This is a genomic window from Thauera terpenica 58Eu (genome assembly GCF_000443165.1).
GTDB classification, from domain to species: Bacteria; Pseudomonadota; Gammaproteobacteria; order Burkholderiales; family Rhodocyclaceae; genus Thauera; species Thauera terpenica.
The window spans coordinates 1-20,422 of the sequence record NZ_ATJV01000072.1 but is presented as its reverse complement, the minus strand read 5'-3'; the positions used below and the strand labels follow the sequence as shown (position 1 = coordinate 20,422).

The following is a 20,422-nucleotide window of genomic DNA, read 5'->3' as shown; positions in this document are numbered from 1 at the left end:
AGCAGGTTGAGCAAGGCAAGTTCCGGCCGTTACGAATGCCCGGCGAGGCTTAGCGTACGATTTTTTCCGTTTCGTGAGCTGACCCCTACAAGGGCTGCGAGCAAGCACGATCGGGCTGCGCCCGGGAGCTGTGAGCCACTTCTGGCCCAGCACAAACGACGATGCCACCCCTGGCGGTTGGCCATCGCGCACTCCTGCGCCCAACGCACCGCCTCGACGTAATCGGCGAAGTGCTCGCTGCCTTCGGCAAAGTAGGCCAGGTCGCGATCGGGCATGTCCGCCGCCTTGTTGGCTTCGGCACGCGTCTCGACGAGCAGGAAATGCGTCAGCGGGCTGACCAGCTGATGCGCGACGGCCAGTTCCAGCGCCTGACGCGAGTGGGCACCCTGGGCGCTCTCTACGGCGATCAGGGTTTCGATCTGCCCGGCCACGGCCATACGGCTGAGCGCCGAATCATGGTCGGCAGCGGTCAGGCTGGCCTCGCCCAGCGACTCGGGCGGCCCTGCGTGCGTGCGCGTCCCGACCAGACGCACCGTCCCATCCGGCACCTGCTCAAAGCGTGCCCACACGGTCGCCGCGTCGCCGTCGAACACCGAGCCAGGTAGCGCGCTCATCCACTTCAGTCGCACATGGAACCCCGCCAAGGAAGACCAGGCGACGGACCGTGCCTACCGAATCGGGCAGACCCGGGATGTGCATGTGCACTACCCGATCGTGAGCGCATCGAACTTCAAGACATTCGACGAAAAGCTGCACGAACTGCTGACGTGGAAGCGCTCCCTCTCGCAAGACATGCTCAACGGAGCGGGCGAGTTGCGTGCCGAAGACTTCGCCGATCTAGACAACCTGGCGACAGAGCGCATGGCCGCTCAAGCGAACTAGATAGTCCGCGCAGTGCCATGCCCTCTCCCCGCAGCCTCACCCTCGCCCTCTACACCCACTGGGAAATCATTGAAGCCCTGGTGCCGCTGACGCGTGACTTTCCGGCCTTCGATCCGGAGCACGCGATGGCCATCATTGCCCGGGCTTCCCCAACCCTGGACGTTGCCCAGAGCGAAGACACGCTGCGCCAATTGGTGAACAGCGATCTGCTCCGCGTCGTGCCGCGCGGCAGTGCGCTCGAGCTGCACCCCCAAGTGCTGGAGTTCGTACGCGGGCTCACCCGCGAGCACGAGCTGGGCCTGTCCCAGGTGCTGCGGGCAAGGGTGGATGCGATTCGCGAGGCTACTGCGCAACTCGCCGATGCACTCGTCCTTGGCCGTGCCGACGGCATGCGCAGCGCGGCGAGCAAGCTTGCCGAACTTTTTCGGCAGATCAGCCAACAACTCGATCAGGATCGGCACGCGATCCTTGAGCTGGCCGAGCGTGCCAAGGCAGCCGATGCCAACCTGCCCCTTGTCCGACGTTATGCTGACGTGCTCGAAGCCTTCGACAGTTACATCGAGCCGATGGCGCAAATGATGGACAGCGGGCCCGAAGGCACCTTTTACCGCTTCCTGGAGCAGGCGGAGCAAACGCTCGATCATGCGGTGGAGACACTCGAAGTGCGCGGCGCCCTCTACACCCAGCGCCTCGCAATGCGGCATGTCGCGTTTCGTGCCAAGGAACTGCGCCGGCTCGGCCGCGAAGTGCTCAAGCAATGCAGTGACACGCTCCTGCGCGAAGAGCTCCGCCAGCACAACGCCTTGTCATCGGCGATCAGCCACTTGCTTGGGCAAATCCGCAAACGGGGCTTGAAACGCACATTGCGCAATGGCGATCTGCCGCTCTGGCAGCGGGGCTTTCCCCGTCGTGTTTCAGTGGGCGGTGACTTCCTGAGCGTATTTTGCGTTGTAAACATTGGACTTTCCGAAGTTTCTTAAACTAACTCCCGTAGTTAGTTTAAGAAACTTCGGAACGCTTGAATCTCAACCTGTCCTGAGCAGCCTCGCCGCCTTGCCGCCCGTTCTTGTCCGCCTATAGTGAAATCAGGCCAGCCATTCAATCCGGGCCCGGGCCCTCCATCCCGGATGGGCGCCCACACCCTGAGGGGATCGGCAGATGTCCTTAATTTCGCGTGGTGGTCACGACACTCCTTCAGGGCGCCGCGTTCTGGCCATCGCCTTCCTGATGACCGGCTCGTTCTGGGTTCGCCCGACCGAGGTTCTCCAGGTCAGCCTCGAACTCACCTGGTTCCTGCCCTTGCTGGCAGGGTGGTTGACCTTCAGGCATGGGATCGGCGTGCTGTGCGCCTGGTGGCCGCTCGTGCTTCTCCCCTCGCTCGGCGTCACGCTCGATGGGGGCGTCGGGTTTCGCTTCGGCGTCTCGAACGCAACGCTCCTGCTGTCTCTGGTCATCGCCGCTGCAGTCGACGGGCGGTGCGCCCTGCCATCGCCGAGGCGCTGGCTGCGGGGCAACACAGCCCTTCCGGTGATCGCCGGTTTCAGCCTGCTGGTGGTCGCCGCGCTCGACATCGCGCCATGGCGGGTGGTCTCGCCACCGGGCGAGCTCAGGGTCAATCTCCTCGCGATTCCGGCTGTCCTCATCCTGTTCCTTGCGATCCGCTGGGAGGCACTGGCCGGCGCGATCTGGACGGGGCGCCCTCAGCGAACCGTCGGTGCGCTCGCAATCCTGGGCGCGGCCCTGGTCCTGGCGGGACTGGCGAGCACAGGCTCGGTCAGCCTCGGATTCGCGGGCATCCGTTACGGCAGCTACAGCCTCGCCACCTGGGTGCCCATCATCTGCTTCGGCCTCGTTGTGCTGAGGTGCTGTCGTCCGCGCGTCCTTGTCGCCCTGCTCATCACCGGCCTGGTGATCAATCGCCTGTTCGCCCTCGCCATCGGCAGCTCGCTCGAGCCCCTGATCACCACGGCGGAGTCGCCGCGCCTCGACTGGGATGCCCTGCTGGGGAGCCTCGCGGCAATCCTTGCCGGCCACGTGTTCCGTGCGTTGATGGCACCCGGCGGCGGTCGCCTGCCAGACGGCAAGGTGATCGCGCAGCTCGCGCTGGCCTGGATCGCGCTCCTGCTGATCACGCCTCTGCTGACTCGCTTCACCGCGCCGTCCTACGGCTGGGCGATGTGGCTGGTGGCAGCAATCGCGTTTGCCGCCGGCACCCACTGGCGCGCGCGCAGCCTGGTCTTCGTGCCGCCCTTGCTGATGTGCGTGTGGCTGTTGGCCGCAATGCTTGCACCCGCCGGGCTGGGCGGTGGGGCCTCCGGTCCGCTCGCGACCATTGGCCTGGTCAGCCTTCCCTTCGCCTTCTGCGGCGCGTTTCTTGCGATCAGTCGCGAGCTCGCCCCGCTCGATTCGTCGCACGGCGGAGCGAGCGTACCGACATCTGCGCCTGCACCTTCCCCTGCAACTGCAGCCCCCATCGCGCTGGTCGACGTATCGCCCCTCGCGGAGATCGTCGAGCAGATCGACCGCTCGGCGACCTGGCGCTCCTTCCTCGTCGCGGCCGCGCCCTTCCTGGTGCTCTGGCAGCTCTTCGAGCTGTACGGCGCGCAGCGTTTCGTCGAGCAGGCATCGGAGGCCTTCGGCGGCGAACCGCTGCTCGAGGACTGGCACTATGCGCTCGGCGCCCTGCTCGCGCTCGCGCCGCTCGGCTTCGCCTTCTGGGACTGGCTGGATCGCCAGGATCGATTCCGGCTGCTGGCGCTGGTCAGTGGATGCATGGTCGGCGCGGTCGCATGGCAGCTCTTCGCCGGACTGCTCGGCTACGGCCTGGTGGGGCTGATTGACGAGTTCGGCGACGAGCTGCTCGTGATCGTCGGCGTCTTCGTCTGCCTGGTGATCACGCTCGTGTCCGGCCTGCTGGCGGGCACGGACCGCCGGATTGCGCGCACCGTGTTCCTGAGCCTCTCGGGCATCCTTATCACGGCAGCGCTTGTCGGGATCGGATGGCTCTGGATGGAGGGCGACCGCGACTTGGAGGAGTTGCTCGGCACCCTGGCTGCGCTGGTCGCCCTCGCCTTCGTCTGCCTTGCGCTCGCCCGCTTCGTCCGTCTGCGACTGCTTCTGGCCGGCGACCGGCCTCGGGAGCTCCTGTTCGGCGCACTCCGCGACAAGGGCTTCTGGGTCCGCATGGCTGCCGCATCGGGCCTGCCGTCGTCATCGTGGCGGCTTGGCGCGCTGAAGAACCCCGCCTTCTGGGCCCTGTTCCTGGCGCGCTTCGTCGTCTACACGGGCGGTGTGCTCGCCCGTGCCTGGATCCTCATCGGCACCCTCGTGATCCTCGTCGGGCATGCGCTGTTCCATGCCGGCAAGCGCCTGAGCGCACGCGAGATGTGGCGCCCGGCCGTGGCGTACTCGTCGGATCGCCCGATCCTGTTCCTGCGCGGCTTCGATGACGATCAGTGCACCTTCCGGCGGCGTCCCTGGGACCTGCCCGCGCGCTGGCTGGATCTGTGGTCCTTCCGCCAGAACCTGGACGAGGCGCTGGTCGACGAGCTCGCGCAGTTCGGGCCGGTGATCGCGCTGGGCCGACCGGGCGATAAGCGAACGCCTTTCGGCGCGCAGCGCCATTACTCGGACCACGCGGACTGGCAGCAGACCCTGGCCGCCGCTGCCCGCTCTGCCCAGACCATCGTACTGGTGGCGAGCGACTCGCCGGGGGTGAAATGGGAGTATGACCTCCTGAAGAACGAGGCCATGCTCGACAAGGTGCTGCTGGTGTTCCGGCCTGACCCGGCGCACGGGGCCGCCAACCGCCACGCCGCCGAATGGTTCGACTCCGCCGCCGGCGCGAAGATCGACGAGGCGATTGCCGCCGGCCTGAGGCCGGTCAGCCTGCGACGCGACCAAGGAAGGGCACTGCTGACCGCAGCGCAGACCCCGAGCGCGGCGGCCAGCGTGCTCTCGCTGCGACTGCACTTCCACGAGGCCCAAGCGCAGTGAAGACATGGCTGCGATCTGCCCCTCTGCCCACCCGGGATGCGAACCGTAATTCGTATTACGAGGTACGTATGAGCACAGGACGCAGGTGTCAGCCCGCACTGCGCTATTACGTGTTTCATCCAGCGAAGCAGGAAAATTTGACCCTCGCTGGACCGACATACGTCAGCGCATATGGCATGAACGTAACACCCTCGCGCGCGTTTCTCCGGCCTCAGAATTCATCGAGCCGCTTCATGAAGTTCCGCTTGCGCTTCCACTCGCCCCTGATCTCGCGCAGCGCGTTCTGGAATTTCGCGAGCTGTCCTCCTTCAATGTGCAGCTGCCGGATCGCAGCGACAATCTCGAACGCGCCGTCGTAGCGTGCACCCGCCCCTTCGGCCTCGATCACGTGCGGGAGCAGCCGACGGTAAAGCGCGACGGCCTCGTCGGGATGCGTCTTACCTCGCATGGCCGCCACCGGCTGCCAGTGCTTCACGGAGACGGGACCTCCGCAGAAGACTTCCCACACCGCATCGGCGTCTCCTTCCTCGCGGTGAATGCCGACGAGGTGGTCGCGTTCGAATCCGAACAGGGCCGACCGTCGGGACGATCCACGCGTTGAGGACTCGGCCTCCTGTTTTTTCACCCGGGACCAAAGGAAGCCCAGGGCACGCTCGCGCAAGCTTTTCTCCCTGCCGATTGCCTTACCGACCTCGAGCAGATCGAAGAAGGCGTTGCAGCCGGCCAGACGCTCGAAGCGTTGCCAGGCGACGGTCTCGACCTTTTCGTAATCCCCGCTTTCCCGATAGAACTCGACCAGGAGACTCTCAAGCGGGTAGGCCTCGTTGATCGGAAAGGCTTTGAAGCCCTCCTCCGCCCAACGGATCGCGTCATCAAGTCGCCCATGTTCACGGCAAAGCTTTGCGAGCTCCAGATGCCGGCTGCTTCGGGAGAGATTTCTGGCTTTCGCCCGGATCAGGGCGTCCAGATCGCCAAGCTGAGCCAGGTTTGCCTCGACGATTGCTTCGATCGCATGACGCCTTGCACTAACCGAGGAGCTCCTGTCTCCGACCTCAAGGTTGGGCAAGGCTTCCCAGACTTCGAAGGCGGCCCGCCAGTACGCAGACTGGCCGACTTCACCGATCATTTCGAAGTAGTCGTCGGCGATTTCGGGAAGATATCCCCAGCGGTCCTCGAGTTGCCGTTGAAATAGCGCACGCCCCACGTCTTCCGGAGGAATATGCAGTTCAGCGCAGGCGTCGAGATGCGTTCGGTGAAGGTCGCGGATCGCATCATCCAGGAGGCCAGAGGACTCGTGGAATTGCTCGACTGACCGCTCGACGAGGCCGATGAGCTTCTCGATGAGTTCGAGCAAGGCAGGATCGCCATCTCCGATGCGTGCGTCGAGCAGTCGGACCGCGTCTTCCACACGATCGGCGTAGCCGGCGTCATCCGCCCAGCCGAAACTGCCTTCGGGTGTGAGGCTATGCAGAAGTGCCTTCTCGAGCACTCGCAAGCCCGGACGCTTTGCCGCCGTCGCCTGGGTCACCAGGCGCTTCCACAGTTCGGCGTTGTTGAAGGCGGCCTCGAGCAGCACCTTGCGCAACGCCGCCGCGCCAAGGCTCTCAAGGTAGTCGATGACCTGTTGCTGGTTTTCCATAGGCTTTGGTATGGGGACTTCGGACAGTGCCGCTGCAGCCCCTTCGACTCGAAGGCGAGCTCGACTGCAGGGCTATCGAACTCCAAGAACCGCTGATCGAGGGCCTCTGGCCACAGGTTCATTCGGTTTGTGAAAAGGCTCATGAAGGCTGGCTCGTCGTGCCAGAGGCTGTCCGTGTAGATCATCGCGGGACGGCCGAGAACGTGGATCCAAGATCTGATAGTCCACCTGATCATCGAATCGGTCGCTCGCCCCTCCAGAGGGCCCAGGAGCGGCAGGACTCCTTCGCTGCACAACCGCCGGATTTACGCCGCTTCGCTTTGATCACGAGAGCTTCGCGGTTTCGTGCCCGCTCGCCCTGCTCAGCAGTGCTTTCTATCCGATTCTTGTACATCGGCTCGCAGCTTATGCTCCACGCTTCCTTCCCACGCCCGGTCACCCTCACGCAGTTGCGCTTCGCTTCGTTCGCTGTGATCAACTTACGGCGGGACTTGCACCCGCAGGAGTGCGCCCATGCTGGGCGCACACAATAAAAAAGCCGGCACGCTGGCCGGCTTTCCATACTGTTTGGTGGGCGGTACTGGGATCGAACCAGTGACCCCTGCCGTGTGAAGGCAGTGCTCTACCGCTGAGCTAACCGCCCGATCGGCTTTCTGGAAGGAGGCACAAATGCCTGGTGGGCGGTACTGGGATCGAACCAGTGACCCCTGCCGTGTGAAGGCAGTGCTCTACCGCTGAGCTAACCGCCCTTCCGCGAAAGAGGGCGCATTGTAGAAGCGGCGCTGAGGGGCGTCAACTTCGACTTGCAATCAATCAAAGCCACGCCCTTCGCCAAGCTCTTCATGGGTGACACCGTCGCGAATATGGTAGATGCGCTTGAAGGTCGGAATTATCTTCTCGTCATGGGTGACGACGATGATCGCGGCCTCGAACCTCTTCGCCATGTCGTTGAGAATGCGGATCACCGCCATGGCGCGCACGCTGTCCAGCGGTGCGGTGGGCTCGTCGGCGAGGATCACCGGCGGCCGGTTGACCAGGCCGCGCGCGATCGAAACGCGCTGCTGCTCACCGCCTGACAAGGCCGATGGCATGGCGTGGGCGCGGTGCTGCACATCCAGCGCGGTGAGCAATTCGAGCGCCTTGGCACGTGCTTCGGCGTTGGGCACGCCGGCGAGCATGGACAGCAGGGCGACGTTGTCGGTGGCATCCAGAAACGGAATCAGGTACGGCGCCTGAAACACGAAGCCGATCTTGTCCCGCCGCAGCGCACTCAGGTCGCGGACTTTCCAGCCCTCGTCGTAGATCACCTCGTCGTCGAGCACCATGCGGCCGGCGGTCGGGTCGATCACCGCGCCCAGGCATTTGAGCAGGGTGCTCTTGCCCGAACCCGAGGGGCCGATCAAGCCGACCACCTCGCCCGGGGCAACCTGCATATTCACATCCTTCAAGGCAAAGACGGCGGTGTCGCCCTGGCCATAGCGCTTGCTCAGACCTTCGATGCGGATTCCCTTGCGGCTACTCATATATTTACCCGATCGCTTCGGCCGGATCGACCTTGAGCGCCATGCGAATCGCGACCAGGCTGGCGAGCACGCAGATCACCAGCACGGCGAAAAAGCCCACGATGGAATCCATCGGCGTGAGCAAGACGTACTTCGGGAAGATCGGCGCCGAAAAGGTGGCGGTGATCTTGCCCACCACAAAGCCGATCACGCCCAGGGCGAGCGCCTGCTGCATGATCATCCCGGCGATGGTCCGGTTGCGTGTGCCGATGAGTTTCAACACCGCGATCTCGCGGATCTTGTCCATGGTCAGCGAATAGATGATGAAGGCAACGATGGTGGCGCTGACCACCGCCAGAATTGCCAGAAACATGCCTATCTGCCTGGCCGAGGTGGCAATCAGCTTGCTGATCAGAATGTCTTCCATCTGCACTCGGGTGTAGACCGTCAGTCGCCTCCAGCGCCGGATGGACTCAGCGACTTCTTCGGGGGCGTGGCCGGGCTTGAGCGTGACCAGCACGCCGTTGACGAAGGCGTTGGTGCTTTGCGAGGCGATCACCGCGTCGAGCAGACCGGGAACAGCGGGCCGGTTGAATGCCGGGTTGGCCTCGCTGCGGCGCCGGCTTTGCCAGATGGCGTCGTTGTCCTTGAGGAACTGCGCCTCCTGGGCGTCCTTGAGGGGAATGAACACCATCGGGTCACCGCTGGACGACACCATGCGCCGCGTCAGTCCGACCACGGTGTAGTGGTTGCGGCGAATCGCGAGCCGATCACCCAGCTTGAAACCGGAGGCGATGTCGGCGACCGCCTCATAGTGCGCACGCGTGATCTGGCGCCCGGCAACCAGATACGGTGGCCATCCAGGCGTCACTCCCAGGCTGCCGGGCGCAATGCCGACCACCATGGTGCGCACATCGCGATCACCCTTGCGTACCTGCATGTTGAGGTAGGTCACGTTTGCCGCCTGCGCCACTCCCGGCATGGAGAGGATGGCGCGATAGGCGTCATCGTTGAGGCTGGAGGGCTCGGCATAAGGGCCCAGGGTGTCCTTTTGCACCACCCACAGATCGGCGCCGCTGTTGTCGAGCAGCGCCTTGCCGTCATCCACCATGCCCCGATACACGCCAGCCATGACCAGGGTAACGCCGATCAGCAGCCCCAGACCAATGCCGGTGAACACGAATTTTCCCCAGGAATGGAGGATGTCGCGGCCGGCCAGACTGATCATGGTGACACTCCCGCGATGCGCTCGACCACATGGACGCGGCTGCGCGCCGTGAGCGCCTTTTCGCTATAGAGCACCACCTGATCGCCCTCCACCAGGCCTTCGCGCACCTGCACGAATCCGTCGAGATCCGCAACGCCGAGCTTGAGCACCACAAAACGCAGATCGCCATCCACGACTTGCCACACGCCCAGCTTGTCGCCCTCGCGCCGCACAGCCGCATTGGGGATGGTCGGAGCCGACGCGACCGGCGGCAGTTCGACCGTGACCTCGGCCAGCTCCCCCACCGGTGGCAGCGGCTCCGGCCTGCCCTCAAAGACCACCTTGGCGAGCAGCTCCTCGGTGATCGCATCGGCCTTGAGCTCCACGCGCAGCACTCGCCCGGGCAACGCCTGCCCACCCCGCGAGCGCAGCACGATCCGGGCCGGCAAGTCCTGCGCCAGCCCGGTCGCGCTGATCTGATCGAAGCGCACATTGACCCACAGGCTGCTGGCGTCGATCACCTCCACCACCGCCTGACCGGCCACGACGGTGGTGCCCGGCTCTGCGTCGCGCATGCTGACCACGCCATCGACCGGCGCGACCAGGCGCAGGTTGCTGCGCTGCGACATCAGCGCCTCGCGGTCGGAACGGGCACGGGCCAGTTCCTGGCGGGCGGCGGCCAGCGCGGCGTCGGCGATCTGCGCCTCCTGGCGCTTCGTGGTGCGTGCCTCTTCGCTGCTCGAGCGCACCGCAAACAACTGTTCGTAGCGCTTTGCCTGGGTGTTTGCATAAGCCAGGCGAGTCTCGGCCTCGCGCACGGTCGCCTGCGCACGCTTGAAGACCGCCTCCTGCGAGCGCACCCGGTCATCGAGATCGACCGGGTCCATCTCGCCCAGTAGCTGCTGGGCGCGGACGAAGTCGCCCACGTGCACGTTCAGCGTTTTCACACGTCCCGCAATCGTCGGGCCGATCCTGTACGTATAGCGCGCTTCGACCGTTCCGATGCCGAACAGCGCGGGCGTCAGCGCGCGCGACTCCACCTTCGCCACCGTCACCGCGACCGGGGCCAGCGGGCCGGAGCGCAGGCCGACGTAGATGAACAACGCAAGCAAGGGGAGGATGACCGCGAGCAGCGCCAGCGTGCGGCCCTTGATGGGTAGACGTTTCATGCGCTGCTCCCGACCGGCGCACCCTGGCCGGCCACGCGACCCACACCGCGCCGATAGATTGCGAATACCCTTCTTGCGTCGTGGCGCATGTTGTCAGCGTCGCCGCTGAGCAGCGACTGCATCACCAGACCCTGGATGGTACCGATGAACAAGGTGACGGCCGCCTCGGTGTCGAGCGCCGCATCGAGCTCACCCTTCGCCTTGCCGTCCTCGACCAGCTTGTGCAGACGCTCGCCGTAGTGCTTGATGAGGGTTGTCACCATGCGCTTGGGCGCGGTCTCGCCGGCAACCTGGAGTTCGCCGAACATCATCCGCGGCACGCCGGGGTGCCCCGCCACGAAATCGATGTGGGTGAGGAAGATGGCCTCCAGCGCGGCGATAGGCGAGGCCTCGGCCTGCATCGCCTTGTCCACACGGGCGAGCAGACGCTCCGCCACCCAGGCCATCACCGCCTGCAAGATGGCCTCCTTGGTGGGGAAGTGCCGGAACAGCGCACCCTGCGTCAGCCCCATGCGCTTGGCGATGGCGGCGGTGGTGATGTCACGTGGATTCTGTTCTGCCGCCAGCTCGACCACCGCATCGACGGTAAGGGCGCGACGCTCGTCTGCGGGGAGGTGTTTTACGGAGGCTGTCATGCGTTCGCCCATCAAGCAAGTAATTACTTACTATCTTAACAGGTGACGTTTGGTTTGCAAGCGCAAGATGCAGCCTAGCCGCTCAAGCAGTCGACGGCAAAGGCAAGCCCGGCCACCACCGCGGCGATACTGGCAAGCAGCACGGCGGCGGCGGCGATATCCTTGGCCGCGCCCACCTCGGGATGGTGCTCGGGGTGCACGTGGTCAATGAGTGTTTCGAGCGCGCTGTTGAACAACTCCGCCATCAGCACGATGCCGACCGCCAGCCCCAGCACGGCCCACCATAGCGGCGCCGGCTGGGTCAGGAGCAGCACCAGCAACACGCCCGCCGCTGCGCCGAGATGGGTGCGCAAGCTGCGCTCGCTGCCAGTGGCGCGCTTCAGACCCTGCAACGCAAAACCCAGCCGGCGCGTGAAACCCTGCCCTTTCATCTCCACTCCTCTCATCCACTGCCCTCGCCTAGCGCCGCCGGCTGCGCCAGATCGACACCAGCACCCACAGCCCACCCAGCACCGCACCCAGAAAGCCGAGCAGGCCCAGTGTGCGCAGCCCGCCCAGCGCGGGGTCGTGCACCACCGTCATCAGGATCGCCGTGCCAATGATCAGCGCTGCGGTGACGATGCCTATGGTCATGCGGCTGACGGCGCGATCGAAATGATCCACCGCATCCTTGAGCGAAACCACATCCACCTGCAGTTGCAGCTTGCCACGCCGGGCCGAGCGCAACAGGCTGCCCAGATCCTCCGGCAGGCCGCCGATCAGCTCCGCCACGCTGCTCACGCTGCGCCATCCGCGCCGTGCCAGCGCGGCCGGCGTCTGATAGGACAGCAGCGTCGCCTTCAGCAGCGGCTCAGCCTCGGCGGCAATATCGAAATCCGGGTCGAGCTGACGCCCCATCCCTTCCAGCGTGATGAAGGCCTTGATCATCATGGACAGTTCAGGCGGCAGGCTCAGGCCATGCTCGCGCAACAAGGCCATCAGGTCGGTGAGCATGGCGGCGAGATCCAGGCGTTTGAGCGGCACGCCCTTGTACTGATCGACGAAGGCATCGATATCGCGCCGCAGACGCGCCTCCCCGGCCAGCTCGTCGCTCTCCTCCTCGCCCTCGCGCCAGTCGAGCAGCACCCTGGCAACCGATTCGGACTCACCCGTCACCAGACCGTAGAGCAGGACGGCGACTTCATGACGTCGGCTCTCGGACAAGCGCCCGACCATGCCGAAGTCGATGAAGGCAATGCGGTTGTCGGGCAGGTAGAACACATTGCCCTGATGCGGATCGGCGTGAAACAGGCCGTCCTCCAGCATCATCTTCAGCACCGCGGCGGCGCCGCGACGGGCGAGCAGCTTGCGATCAAGGCCCGCAGCATCAACGCCTGCCAGATCGCGCCCGGGAATGCCGTCGACAAAGTCCTGCACGTTGAGGCGCTCGCCGCACCAGGCCCAATGAATGCCGGGGATGACGATCTCCGGGCGCTCGGTGAAGTTTGCGGCGATGCGTTCGGCGTTGCGGCACTCGGCGGCGAAGTCGAGCTCGCGGCGCAAGGACAGGGTGAATTCGCGCACCACTTCGCGCAGATGGTAGCGGCGCAGGTCGGGCGCCTCGGAGTGGATGATGTCCGCCAGGCGTGCCAGCAGATGCAGGTCGGCTTCGATCAGGGGACGGATTCCCGGCCGACGCACCTTGAGCACGACCTGACGCCCGTCGCCAAGACGGGCGCGGTGCACCTGCGCAAGCGAGGCCGCCGCCAGCGGCTCGGGCTCGAAGTCGGCGAACACGGTCTCGGGCGACTGACCCAGATCTTCAGTGAGCTGGGCAAGAATGGCCGCGATGGGCTCGGCGGGCGCGGCATCCTGCAGCTTGCCGAATTCGGCAATCCAGTCGGCTGGGAACAGGTCCACGCGCGTGGCCATCACCTGACCGAGCTTGACGAAAGTGGGGCCGAGATCTTCCAGCGCGCGTCTCACGCGCGCCGGCGGCTCCTGGTGTGCGAGCTCCGCAGGCATGCGCCAGTGCAGCGCCCTGCCCGTCTTCTCCAGCATATTGCCCAGCCCGACGCGTCGCACCAGATCGCCGAAACCATAGCGGATCAGCACCGTGGCAATCTCATGGGCGCGGGCCAGATCCCGCGCCGCACCGATGGCCTGCCAGAGCATCAGTCGTCCCGGTCCGCTGCGCTCTTGGCCGAGCCGTCCTGCTGCAGCCGATCAGCCAGCCCGCGCAGCACGCCCGCGGCCATGCCGGCAAGCAGCTCAGCCTGCGCACCGAGGGCGCGCATGCCACTGTCCACCTGTGCACGCGCGAGCGCACTCATCGCATGGCCGAGTTCGAGCACCGCGGTCTGCACGCGCGCGCCGACCGCGGTGCCGCTGTTGCTGGCATGCTCGGCCAGATCGCGCAAGGTGGCCTGGGCCACACCGCTGGTCTGGCGCGCGGCGTCGCCGAGCGCGGCAACGAAATCCCCTTCTAGGCGTGACAGCTGCTCGACCGAGTGCTTGAGCCCTTCGCGCGAAAACTCACCGCTGCGGCCAATGGCTTCCTGCATGGCGAGCTGCGTGGCCTGGGCGGCGGAGGCGAGCGCTTCGTCGAGCCCACGGACCGCGTCCTTGATGGCTTCGGTCTGACCATCGACAAGGCGTGGCGCGGCGGCCTGGGCGCCGCGCAGCACGGCCTGTGTCACCTCGCGCAGCGCCTGGGTGTCCACAACCCCACGCGTCAGCGCCTCGAGCGTGATCGTGCGCACGCGCTCGGCAATGCGTGCGGGCTCGGCTTCGAGCGCCGCTTGAACATCGCGCTCGATGCGCTGGCTATCCTGTGTCATGGTCGATCTCCTCATGAAAAATGAAGCCTGACTGAAGGCTGGGGGCACCAAGCCTCAGCTGCATGATACGCGCCCGCCTCAGCCGCCGCTGCCACTCAGCCCAGCGCTGTTCAAGCTGAATCCCCGGCCTCATCATCGTGCGCAAATTCCTTCAGCCGCCGATCCAGCGTGCGCATCGCTGATGCCAGGCTTGCCTGCGGTGGCAGCGAGGGCGCGAGCAAGCAGCCTGCCTCCCTGTCAGTAGAATGGCCTATCGTCACACTATTCAACCGCAGCGCGCAGCCAGATAAATGGAAGCGCGCACCGCCTGCCCCAATAAAGGCCCTGCCCCCCATGACCCTCTCCATGAACAGCCTGCGTGATGGCTACACCGCATTGGTCGCTGGCGCCAGCGGCGCCATTGGCCAGGCTTTTGTTCACCACCTGCAGCGCGATCCGCGTTGCGCCCAGGTCATCGAGTGCTCGCGGCGCAGCGACCCCCCGATCGAGCTCGACAACGAATCCAGCCTGGTGCGTTACGCCCAGGCCGTCACTGCGCAAGCCCCGCTGCACCTGGTGATCGACGCCACCGGTGCACTCAGCATCGATGGCCACGGCCCGGAAAAGCGCCTCGAAGACCTGCACGCAGTGCGCTTGCAGCGCGCCATGATGATCAACGCCATCGGCCCGGCGCTGCTCTTGCAGCAACTGCAGCCACTGCTCGCCAGCGGCGAGCGCGTGATCTGGGCCAAGCTCTCGGCGCGCGTGGGCAGCATCGAAGACAATCAAAAAGGCGGTTGGTATGGCTACCGGGCATCGAAAGCGGCGCTCAACATGTTGCTGCAGACCACCGCGATCGAACTCGCTCGCCGCCGTCCGCTCGCGGTGCTGGCGGCGTTGCAGCCCGGCACCGTCCGTTCGGCCTTGAGCGCGCCCTTCGTCGGCGAGGCCGCACTCGATCCACTGCAATCCGTAGCCGGCCTGCTGGCGGCGCTCGACGGCCTGGCGCCGAGCGGGCGCGCACACTTCATCGACTATCGCGGCAAGGCCATTCCGTGGTGAGCTTGGCGTGATGCCCTATGGCGTCCTCAGCCACCCGTCACTCTGCCCGCCGGGAAATTGGCTGCGAAGCGGCTGCCTGCACCCGGCGTACTGGTGATCTCCAGCGTCGCCTGGTGGCGGCTCAAGCAATGCTTGGCGATGGCCAGGCCCAGCCCGGTGCCGCCGGCGCTGCGCGAACGGCCGCGGTCGACGCGGTAGAAGCGTTCGGTCAGGCGCGGGATGTGTTCGGGTTCGATGCCGATCCCGGTATCCTGCACCGCAAATTCGGCGCCTGCGGCCGACACTCTCCAGATCAGCGTGATGGTGCCGCCGCTGGGGGTGTAGCGCACCGCATTCGATACCAGATTGGCCAGCGCGCTGACCAGTTCCGACTCGGAACCCAGCAGATTGCCCTGACCTTCGCTGTCGAGCACGATGCGGTGACGTCCGCCCGACAGAGCCTCAGCGTCACGATGCAACTTGTCGATCAGGCGGGCCATGTCGACCGGCTGGTCTGGCGGCGGCGGCGCCGACTCGATTGAGGACAGCCTCAGCAAATCCTCGACGATCGACTGCATGCGCTGCGACTGCTCGCCCATGATGTGCACATAGCGCTGACGCGCCTCGGCGTCGACCTCCATCTCCTGCAAGGTCTCAACGAAGCCGGACAGCACCGTCAGCGGTGTGCGCAATTCGTGCGAGACATTGGCGACGAAATCGCGCCGCATGCTGTCGAGACGATCGGTCTGCGTGATGTCCGCCACCTGCAGCAGCCAGCAGTCCTCGGCATAGGCCATGAGCTCGATCGCGAGCACGCGCTCGAAGTAGCGCTCCAGGCGAAGCACCAGTCGACGCGAGAAGTCGCGCTTGCCCAGATAGTCGACGAAGCTCGGATGGCGCACCCGATCGACGATTGGGGCACCGCGATCGGTCGCCGACCTCAGGCCGAGCTGACGCTCGGCGGCCTGGTTGCAGAACTGGATGCGAAATCCCCCATCGAGCAGGACGACGCCGTCGTTCATCGCATGTACGGCGGCGATCAGACGGGCAAAGTCGCGCTCGCGCTGTCCGATCTTCTCGAGCAATTCCTTTTCATGGCGATACAGTCGGCGGAAGACGCGGTCCCACTCGCCATCGCCTTCAAGGCTGGCATCGAGCACCGGCTTGCGCGACCAACGTTCGAGTCGCGAAAAGTTACGGTAATGCATCCCAAGGTGCACGCTCAGGCCGATGTAGAAGAGCACCCAGCCCATCCAGGCTTCACCGAAGTAGCCCAGCGAGAGCGCAACGAGGGCGGTCAGGACGCCATAGGTCAGGGCTCTTTGCACCGTGCTCAGGCTCCGCGGAAACGGTATCCGCTACCACGCACGGTCTCGACGCGCTCTTGCAGGCCGCTGGGCTCAAGCGCTGCACGCAGGCGGCGGATGTGCACGTCGACCGTGCGCTCCTCGATGAAGACGTGGTCGCCCCAGACTTCGTCGAGCAGTTGGGCGCGGGAATACACCCGTTCGGCATGCGTCATGAAAAAAAGCAGGAGGCGAAACTCGGTCGGGCCGAGTTCGAGCGGCAGTCCGGCCGCGAACGCGCGGTGTGTCGCCGGGTTGAGCTCAAGCCTGCCGAGCACGACGGTCTCGCTCGCCAAGTGCGGCGCACGCCGTCTCAGCACGGCGCGCACGCGGGCAATCAGCTCCTTGGGCGAAAATGGCTTGGTTACATAGTCGTCCGCGCCGGCATCCAGTCCCTGGATCTTGTCCTCTTCGAGCACGCGCGCAGTCAGCATGATGATGGGGATGTCGCGCGTGCGTTTGTCAGCGCGAAGCTTCTTCGCCAGCGCGACGCCGGACTGGCCCGGCAGCATCCAGTCAAGAATGATCAAGTCAGGAAGCGCAGCGCGGATGAGCGACTCGGCCTCTTCTGCGGTGGCTGCGCACACCCCCAGAAATCCGGCGTGCCTGAGGTTGATCATGAGCAGCTCCTGAATCGCCGGCTCGTCCTCGACGACCAGAATCGTCGCTGTCACTTGATGGCCCCCTTGTCGTAACGAATGTCGCGGCCATCCACGACGTAGACGACCTGCTCCGAAATATTCTTCGCATGATCACCGATACGCTCGATGGCGCGCGCAATGGCCATGATGTCAATCGAGGTCGTGATCGTACGGGGGTCTTCCATCATGTGCGTGATCAACTGGCGAATGATGGACTTGAATTCGACATCGACCTCGACGTCGGCACGGATGACGTTGAGCGCCAGCGCACCGTCCATGCGGGCGAAAGCATCGAGCGCCTGATGCACCATGCTCAGCGCCGCTTCGGCCAGATGGCGGATGCCGATGCCGTACTGCTTGGGCAGGGTGCCGGCCTCGTGGATGCGGCGCACACCCTTGGCAATTTTCTTGGCTTCGTCGCCGCTACGCTCAAGGTCGGTGACGATCTTGCTGATCCCCAGTATCAGGCGCAGATCGGAGGCGATGGGCTGGCGCCTGGCGATGATGTGGGCGCAATCGTCATCGATGGCCTTCTCGAGATCGTTGATCTTTCGATCCGTGTCGACAATCGCCCTCACCCTGTCGACCTCACCGCTTATGCAGGCTTCGATCGACGCCGCGATCTGGGTTTCGACCAGCCCCCCCATGTGCAGCACATGGGTGCGCAGGCGGGCGAGATCCTCATCGAACTGTGTTGATACATGTACGGAATCTGGCATCTCGGTTCTCCTCAACCCATGCGGCCGGTAATGTAGTCTTCGGTGCGTCTGTCGTTCGGCTTCATGAAGATTTCATCGGTATTGCCAAACTCGATCATTTCGCCCAGGTACATGTAAGCCGTGTAGTCGGAAACGCGCGCCGCCTGCTGCATGTTGTGGGTGACGATGAGAATCGTGACGCGCTTCTTCAATTCATGCACCAGCTCTTCGATGGCCCCGGTGGCGATCGGGTCGAGCGCCGAGGTGGGCTCATCGAACAGCAGCAGCTCGGGATCGGTCGCCAGCGCGCGGGCAATGCACAGGCGCTGTTGCTGGCCACCCGAAAGCGTGGGCGCCAGGGCCTGCAGGCGGTCCTTCACCTCGTCCCAGAGTGCCGCGGAGCGCAGCGCCTGTTCGACCTTCTCATCGAGCAGACGCTTGTTGCTGAGGCCACGCACGCGCAGGCCGTAAGCCACGTTCTCAAAAATCGACTTGGGAAAGGGGTTGGGCTTCTGAAAGACCATGCCAACCCGCATCCGTACCTCGATCGGATCGACATCAGCCGACAACAGATTGGTGTTGTCGGGAAAGAAGCGGATTTCACCTTCGTAGCGATTGCCCGGGTAGAGGTCGTGCATGCGGTTGAAACTGCGCAGGTAAGTGGACTTCCCACACCCCGAGGGACCGATCAGCGCGGTCACCTTCTTGTCGTGGATCGGCATGTTGATACCCTTCAGCGCCTTCACCGCACCGTAGTAGAAACTGAGATTGCGCGCCTCGGCCTTGAGTGGGTGCTGGGGCTGGGTGATGTCTTGAGTCTGCATCATGGAATCCTTGAGTGCTTGCAGTGGCAGTACGCCGCTTGGGCCGGGTGTGCTGGACGACGGCGGGCCTACCATTTGATGGTCTTGCGCATGCGGTAGCGCAGCCAGATGGCAAGCGCATTCATCGACAACACCATGCCCATCAGCACGAAGCCGGCGGCGGCGGCGTTCACCTCGAAGGCCGGGTCGGGACGCGATGTCCAGTTGAAGATCTGGATCGGCATCACGGTAAAGGGCGACATCACCCAGTCGAACAGGCCGGCGCTGGCACCGTCCATACCGGTCGCGGTGAAGGGCACAGGTGGCAGGAAAGCAATGAAGGTCAGCGCACCGATGGTGATGATGGGCGCGGTTTCGCCGATGGCGCGCGCCAGGCCGATGATCACGCCGGTGAGGATGCCGGGCATGGCGTAGGGGATGATGTGGTAGCGGCAAGTCTGCCAGCGCGTCGCACCGACGGCCATCGAGCCTTCGCGGATCATTGCCGGAATCGAGCGGATGGCCTCGCGGGTCGAGACGATGACGATGGGCAGGATCAGCAGCGCCAACGTCAGACCGGCCGAGAGGATGCTCTGCCCGAAGCCAAAAGTGTAGACGAAGATACCCAGCGCCAGCAGCCCATAGACAATGGAAGGGACGGCGGCGAGGTTGGTGATGTTGATCTCGATGATGTCGGTCACCCAACTGCGCCTGGCGTATTCCTCGAGATAGATGCCGGCAGCGACACCGAGCGGCACCGCGGCCGCGCCGGTGACCAGCATCACCAACAGGCTGCCCACCCAGGCCGAAAGGATGCCGGACTGCGCGGCGCGGCGTGAGGCGAACTCGGTGAAGAACTCGATGTTGAGGCGTTCGACGCCGCGCATCAGCATGTCGCCGACGAGCAGGAAAATCACCATCAGGCCGATCGCCAGGCAGATGATTCCTAACGCCTGGAAGAGCGTATCCCTCATCTTGCCGCGGGCAATGAGCGCGCGGATTTGCCCGGGGGTCATGGTGTGCATTTCAGTAAGCCTCACGATAGCGACGGCGCAGCCACTGGCCGAGGATGTTGAAGCTCAGCGTGATCAGCAGCAGGGTCAGGCCGGCAGCAAAGATCGTCTGGTAAGCGAGCGAACCGTGCGGCAGGTCACCAAGTGCCACCTGAACGATGTACGAGGTGATCGTCGCCGCCGGCTCCATCGGGTTCCAGGTCAGGTTGGGCTGCATGCCGGCGGCGACCGCCAGGATCATGGTTTCGCCCACCGCGCGCGAGATACCGAGGATGCAGGCCGCGCTCAGGCCGGAAACTGCGGCCGGGACGACGACGTGGATCGCGGTGTGGAGCTTGGTCGCGCCCATCGCGTAAGAGCCTTCGCGCAGGCTCATCGGCACCGCACGCATTGCATCCTCGGACAGCGAAGCGATGTAGGGCATGATCATGATGCCCATTACCAGCCCGGCGGAAAGCAGCGAAAAACCCGGCAACTCGGGGAACACTTTCTGCAACAGCGGAGTGACGATCAGCAGGGCGAAGTAGCCGAAGACGATGGTCGGGATGCCGCCCAGCAGTTCGAGCACCGGCTTGGCGAGCTCACGCACCTTCGGATTGGCGAACTCGGACAGGTAGATGGCGATGACCGTGCCCATCGGGATGGCGAGCGCCAGCGCAACAGCGGACGACACCAGCGTGCCCGAGATGAGGACCATGATGCCGTAGTGGGCATCGTCAAACAGCGGGGTCCACTGGGTGTCGGTAAGGAAATCGACGATGCCGACCTGGTGGAAAAAGACGATGGACTCGGAGACGAGCACATAGACGATGCCAAGCGTCGTCAGCACCGACACTGCGGCAGCAGCGAACAGTACGGTTTCGATCAGGCGCTCGCTGAGCTTGCGCATGGCGTTTCTGGCCAGGCGATCGCTGACCTGAGGCAGGTCGGAAACAGAGCTTGCGGACATGGCGAGATTCACTTGAAGAGTCCTTTCGGAAGCAAGGCCGGCCCGCTGCCGGAACGGCCGGGAAACAGGCTTGCGGCGACGGGCCGAAACGGCCCGTCGCACG

19 protein-coding genes and 2 tRNA genes are annotated in these 20,422 nt (G+C 64.7%); 4 read left to right on the top strand and 17 right to left on the bottom strand.

Annotated features, from left to right (window positions below; all coding sequences use genetic code 11):
- Nucleotides 1–29 precede the first annotated feature (29 nt).
- On the bottom strand, nt 30–614 hold the full coding sequence (locus M622_RS40950) for an RtcB family protein (RefSeq protein ID WP_021250268.1): 585 nt from the start codon (nt 612–614) through the stop codon (nt 30–32).
- Nucleotides 615–699: 85 nt separating this feature from the next.
- Here M622_RS40950 and M622_RS40380 point away from each other — a divergent pair, with 85 nt between their 5' ends.
- The 3 genes from M622_RS40380 (at nt 700) to M622_RS34505 (ending at nt 4,878) form a co-directional block, all read left to right on the top strand.
- Entirely contained in the window at nt 700–882 is a 183-nt protein-coding gene (locus M622_RS40380) for a hypothetical protein (RefSeq protein WP_174377418.1), read from the top strand.
- 17 nt (nt 883–899) lie between these two features.
- Nucleotides 900–1,862: an MksB family condensin complex protein gene (locus M622_RS34510; protein ID WP_021250266.1), complete on the top strand. Its 963-nt coding sequence runs from the start codon at nt 900–902 to the stop codon at nt 1,860–1,862.
- A gap of 247 nt (nt 1,863–2,109) precedes the next feature.
- Nucleotides 2,110–4,878 (top strand): hypothetical protein, encoded by a 2,769-nt coding sequence (locus M622_RS34505; RefSeq protein WP_021250265.1) that lies wholly within the window; start codon nt 2,110–2,112, stop codon nt 4,876–4,878.
- 211 nt (nt 4,879–5,089) lie between these two features.
- Here the strand turns inward: M622_RS34505 and M622_RS34500 are convergent, their stop codons facing one another.
- The 10 genes from M622_RS34500 to M622_RS34455 all read right to left on the bottom strand — a co-directional run bounded on the left by M622_RS34500 (nt 5,090) and on the right by M622_RS34455 (nt 13,849).
- Nucleotides 5,090–6,517: a DUF6880 family protein gene (locus tag M622_RS34500; protein ID WP_021250264.1), complete on the bottom strand. Its 1,428-nt coding sequence runs from the start codon at nt 6,515–6,517 to the stop codon at nt 5,090–5,092.
- Between the two features lie 568 nt (nt 6,518–7,085).
- Nucleotides 7,086–7,160 (bottom strand) — tRNA-Val (locus M622_RS34495).
- Nucleotides 7,161–7,191: 31 nt separating this feature from the next.
- Nucleotides 7,192–7,266, bottom strand: a tRNA-Val gene (locus tag M622_RS34490).
- Nucleotides 7,267–7,326: 60 nt separating this feature from the next.
- Nucleotides 7,327–8,040 carry an ABC transporter ATP-binding protein gene (locus tag M622_RS34485; RefSeq protein ID WP_021250263.1) on the bottom strand — a complete coding sequence of 238 codons (714 nt, stop codon included), beginning with the start codon at nt 8,038–8,040 and terminating at the stop codon, nt 7,327–7,329.
- 4 nt (nt 8,041–8,044) lie between these two features.
- Nucleotides 8,045–9,247 (bottom strand): ABC transporter permease, encoded by a 1,203-nt coding sequence (locus M622_RS34480; RefSeq protein ID WP_021250262.1) that lies wholly within the window; start codon nt 9,245–9,247, stop codon nt 8,045–8,047.
- Complete coding sequence (locus tag M622_RS34475) at nt 9,244–10,395, bottom strand: efflux RND transporter periplasmic adaptor subunit (protein ID WP_021250261.1); 1,152 nt, start codon at nt 10,393–10,395, stop codon at nt 9,244–9,246. Before M622_RS34475 ends, M622_RS34480 begins: the two co-directional genes overlap by 4 nt.
- On the bottom strand, nt 10,392–11,030 hold the full coding sequence (locus M622_RS34470; protein WP_021250260.1) for a TetR/AcrR family transcriptional regulator: 639 nt from the start codon (nt 11,028–11,030) through the stop codon (nt 10,392–10,394). Before M622_RS34470 ends, M622_RS34475 begins: the two co-directional genes overlap by 4 nt.
- 74 nt (nt 11,031–11,104) lie before the next feature.
- Nucleotides 11,105–11,461, bottom strand: coding sequence for a diacylglycerol kinase (locus M622_RS34465; RefSeq protein ID WP_021250259.1), 357 nt, complete (start codon nt 11,459–11,461; stop codon nt 11,105–11,107).
- A 28-nt stretch (nt 11,462–11,489) separates the two neighbouring features.
- On the bottom strand, nt 11,490–13,184 hold the full coding sequence (locus M622_RS34460) for an ABC1 kinase family protein (RefSeq protein ID WP_021250258.1): 1,695 nt from the start codon (nt 13,182–13,184) through the stop codon (nt 11,490–11,492).
- Nucleotides 13,184–13,849: a DUF6781 family protein gene (locus tag M622_RS34455; RefSeq protein ID WP_021250257.1), complete on the bottom strand. Its 666-nt coding sequence runs from the start codon at nt 13,847–13,849 to the stop codon at nt 13,184–13,186. Before M622_RS34455 ends, M622_RS34460 begins: the two co-directional genes overlap by 1 nt.
- 333 nt (nt 13,850–14,182) lie before the next feature.
- On the opposite strand from M622_RS34455, the gene M622_RS34450 reads away from it, so the two are divergent.
- A complete protein-coding gene (locus M622_RS34450; protein ID WP_217995325.1) occupies nt 14,183–14,890 on the top strand; it encodes an SDR family NAD(P)-dependent oxidoreductase in 708 nt (235 codons plus the stop codon).
- 26 nt (nt 14,891–14,916) lie between these two features.
- On the opposite strand, the gene phoR is transcribed toward M622_RS34450, so the two are convergent.
- The 6 genes from phoR to pstC form a co-directional block, all read right to left on the bottom strand.
- A complete protein-coding gene (phoR, locus tag M622_RS34445; protein ID WP_021250254.1) occupies nt 14,917–16,197 on the bottom strand; it encodes a phosphate regulon sensor histidine kinase PhoR in 1,281 nt (426 codons plus the stop codon).
- 5 nt (nt 16,198–16,202) lie between these two features.
- The gene (gene phoB / locus M622_RS34440; protein WP_021250253.1) at nt 16,203–16,889 is read right to left on the bottom strand and encodes a phosphate regulon transcriptional regulator PhoB; all 687 of its coding nucleotides are present in this window, start codon (nt 16,887–16,889) and stop codon (nt 16,203–16,205) included.
- Nucleotides 16,886–17,575, bottom strand: a complete 690-nt coding sequence (phoU, locus tag M622_RS34435; RefSeq protein ID WP_021250252.1) for a phosphate signaling complex protein PhoU — start codon at nt 17,573–17,575, stop codon at nt 16,886–16,888. The genes phoB and phoU overlap by 4 nt, the downstream gene beginning before the upstream one ends.
- A gap of 11 nt (nt 17,576–17,586) precedes the next feature.
- Nucleotides 17,587–18,381, bottom strand: a complete 795-nt coding sequence (pstB, locus tag M622_RS34430; RefSeq protein ID WP_217995324.1) for a phosphate ABC transporter ATP-binding protein PstB — start codon at nt 18,379–18,381, stop codon at nt 17,587–17,589.
- A gap of 65 nt (nt 18,382–18,446) precedes the next feature.
- Nucleotides 18,447–19,373 (bottom strand): phosphate ABC transporter permease PstA, encoded by a 927-nt coding sequence (gene pstA / locus M622_RS34425; protein WP_245543088.1) that lies wholly within the window; start codon nt 19,371–19,373, stop codon nt 18,447–18,449.
- 10 nt (nt 19,374–19,383) lie between these two features.
- Complete coding sequence (pstC, locus tag M622_RS34420; protein WP_031347264.1) at nt 19,384–20,319, bottom strand: phosphate ABC transporter permease subunit PstC; 936 nt, start codon at nt 20,317–20,319, stop codon at nt 19,384–19,386.
- Nucleotides 20,320–20,422: the final 103 nt, after the last annotated feature.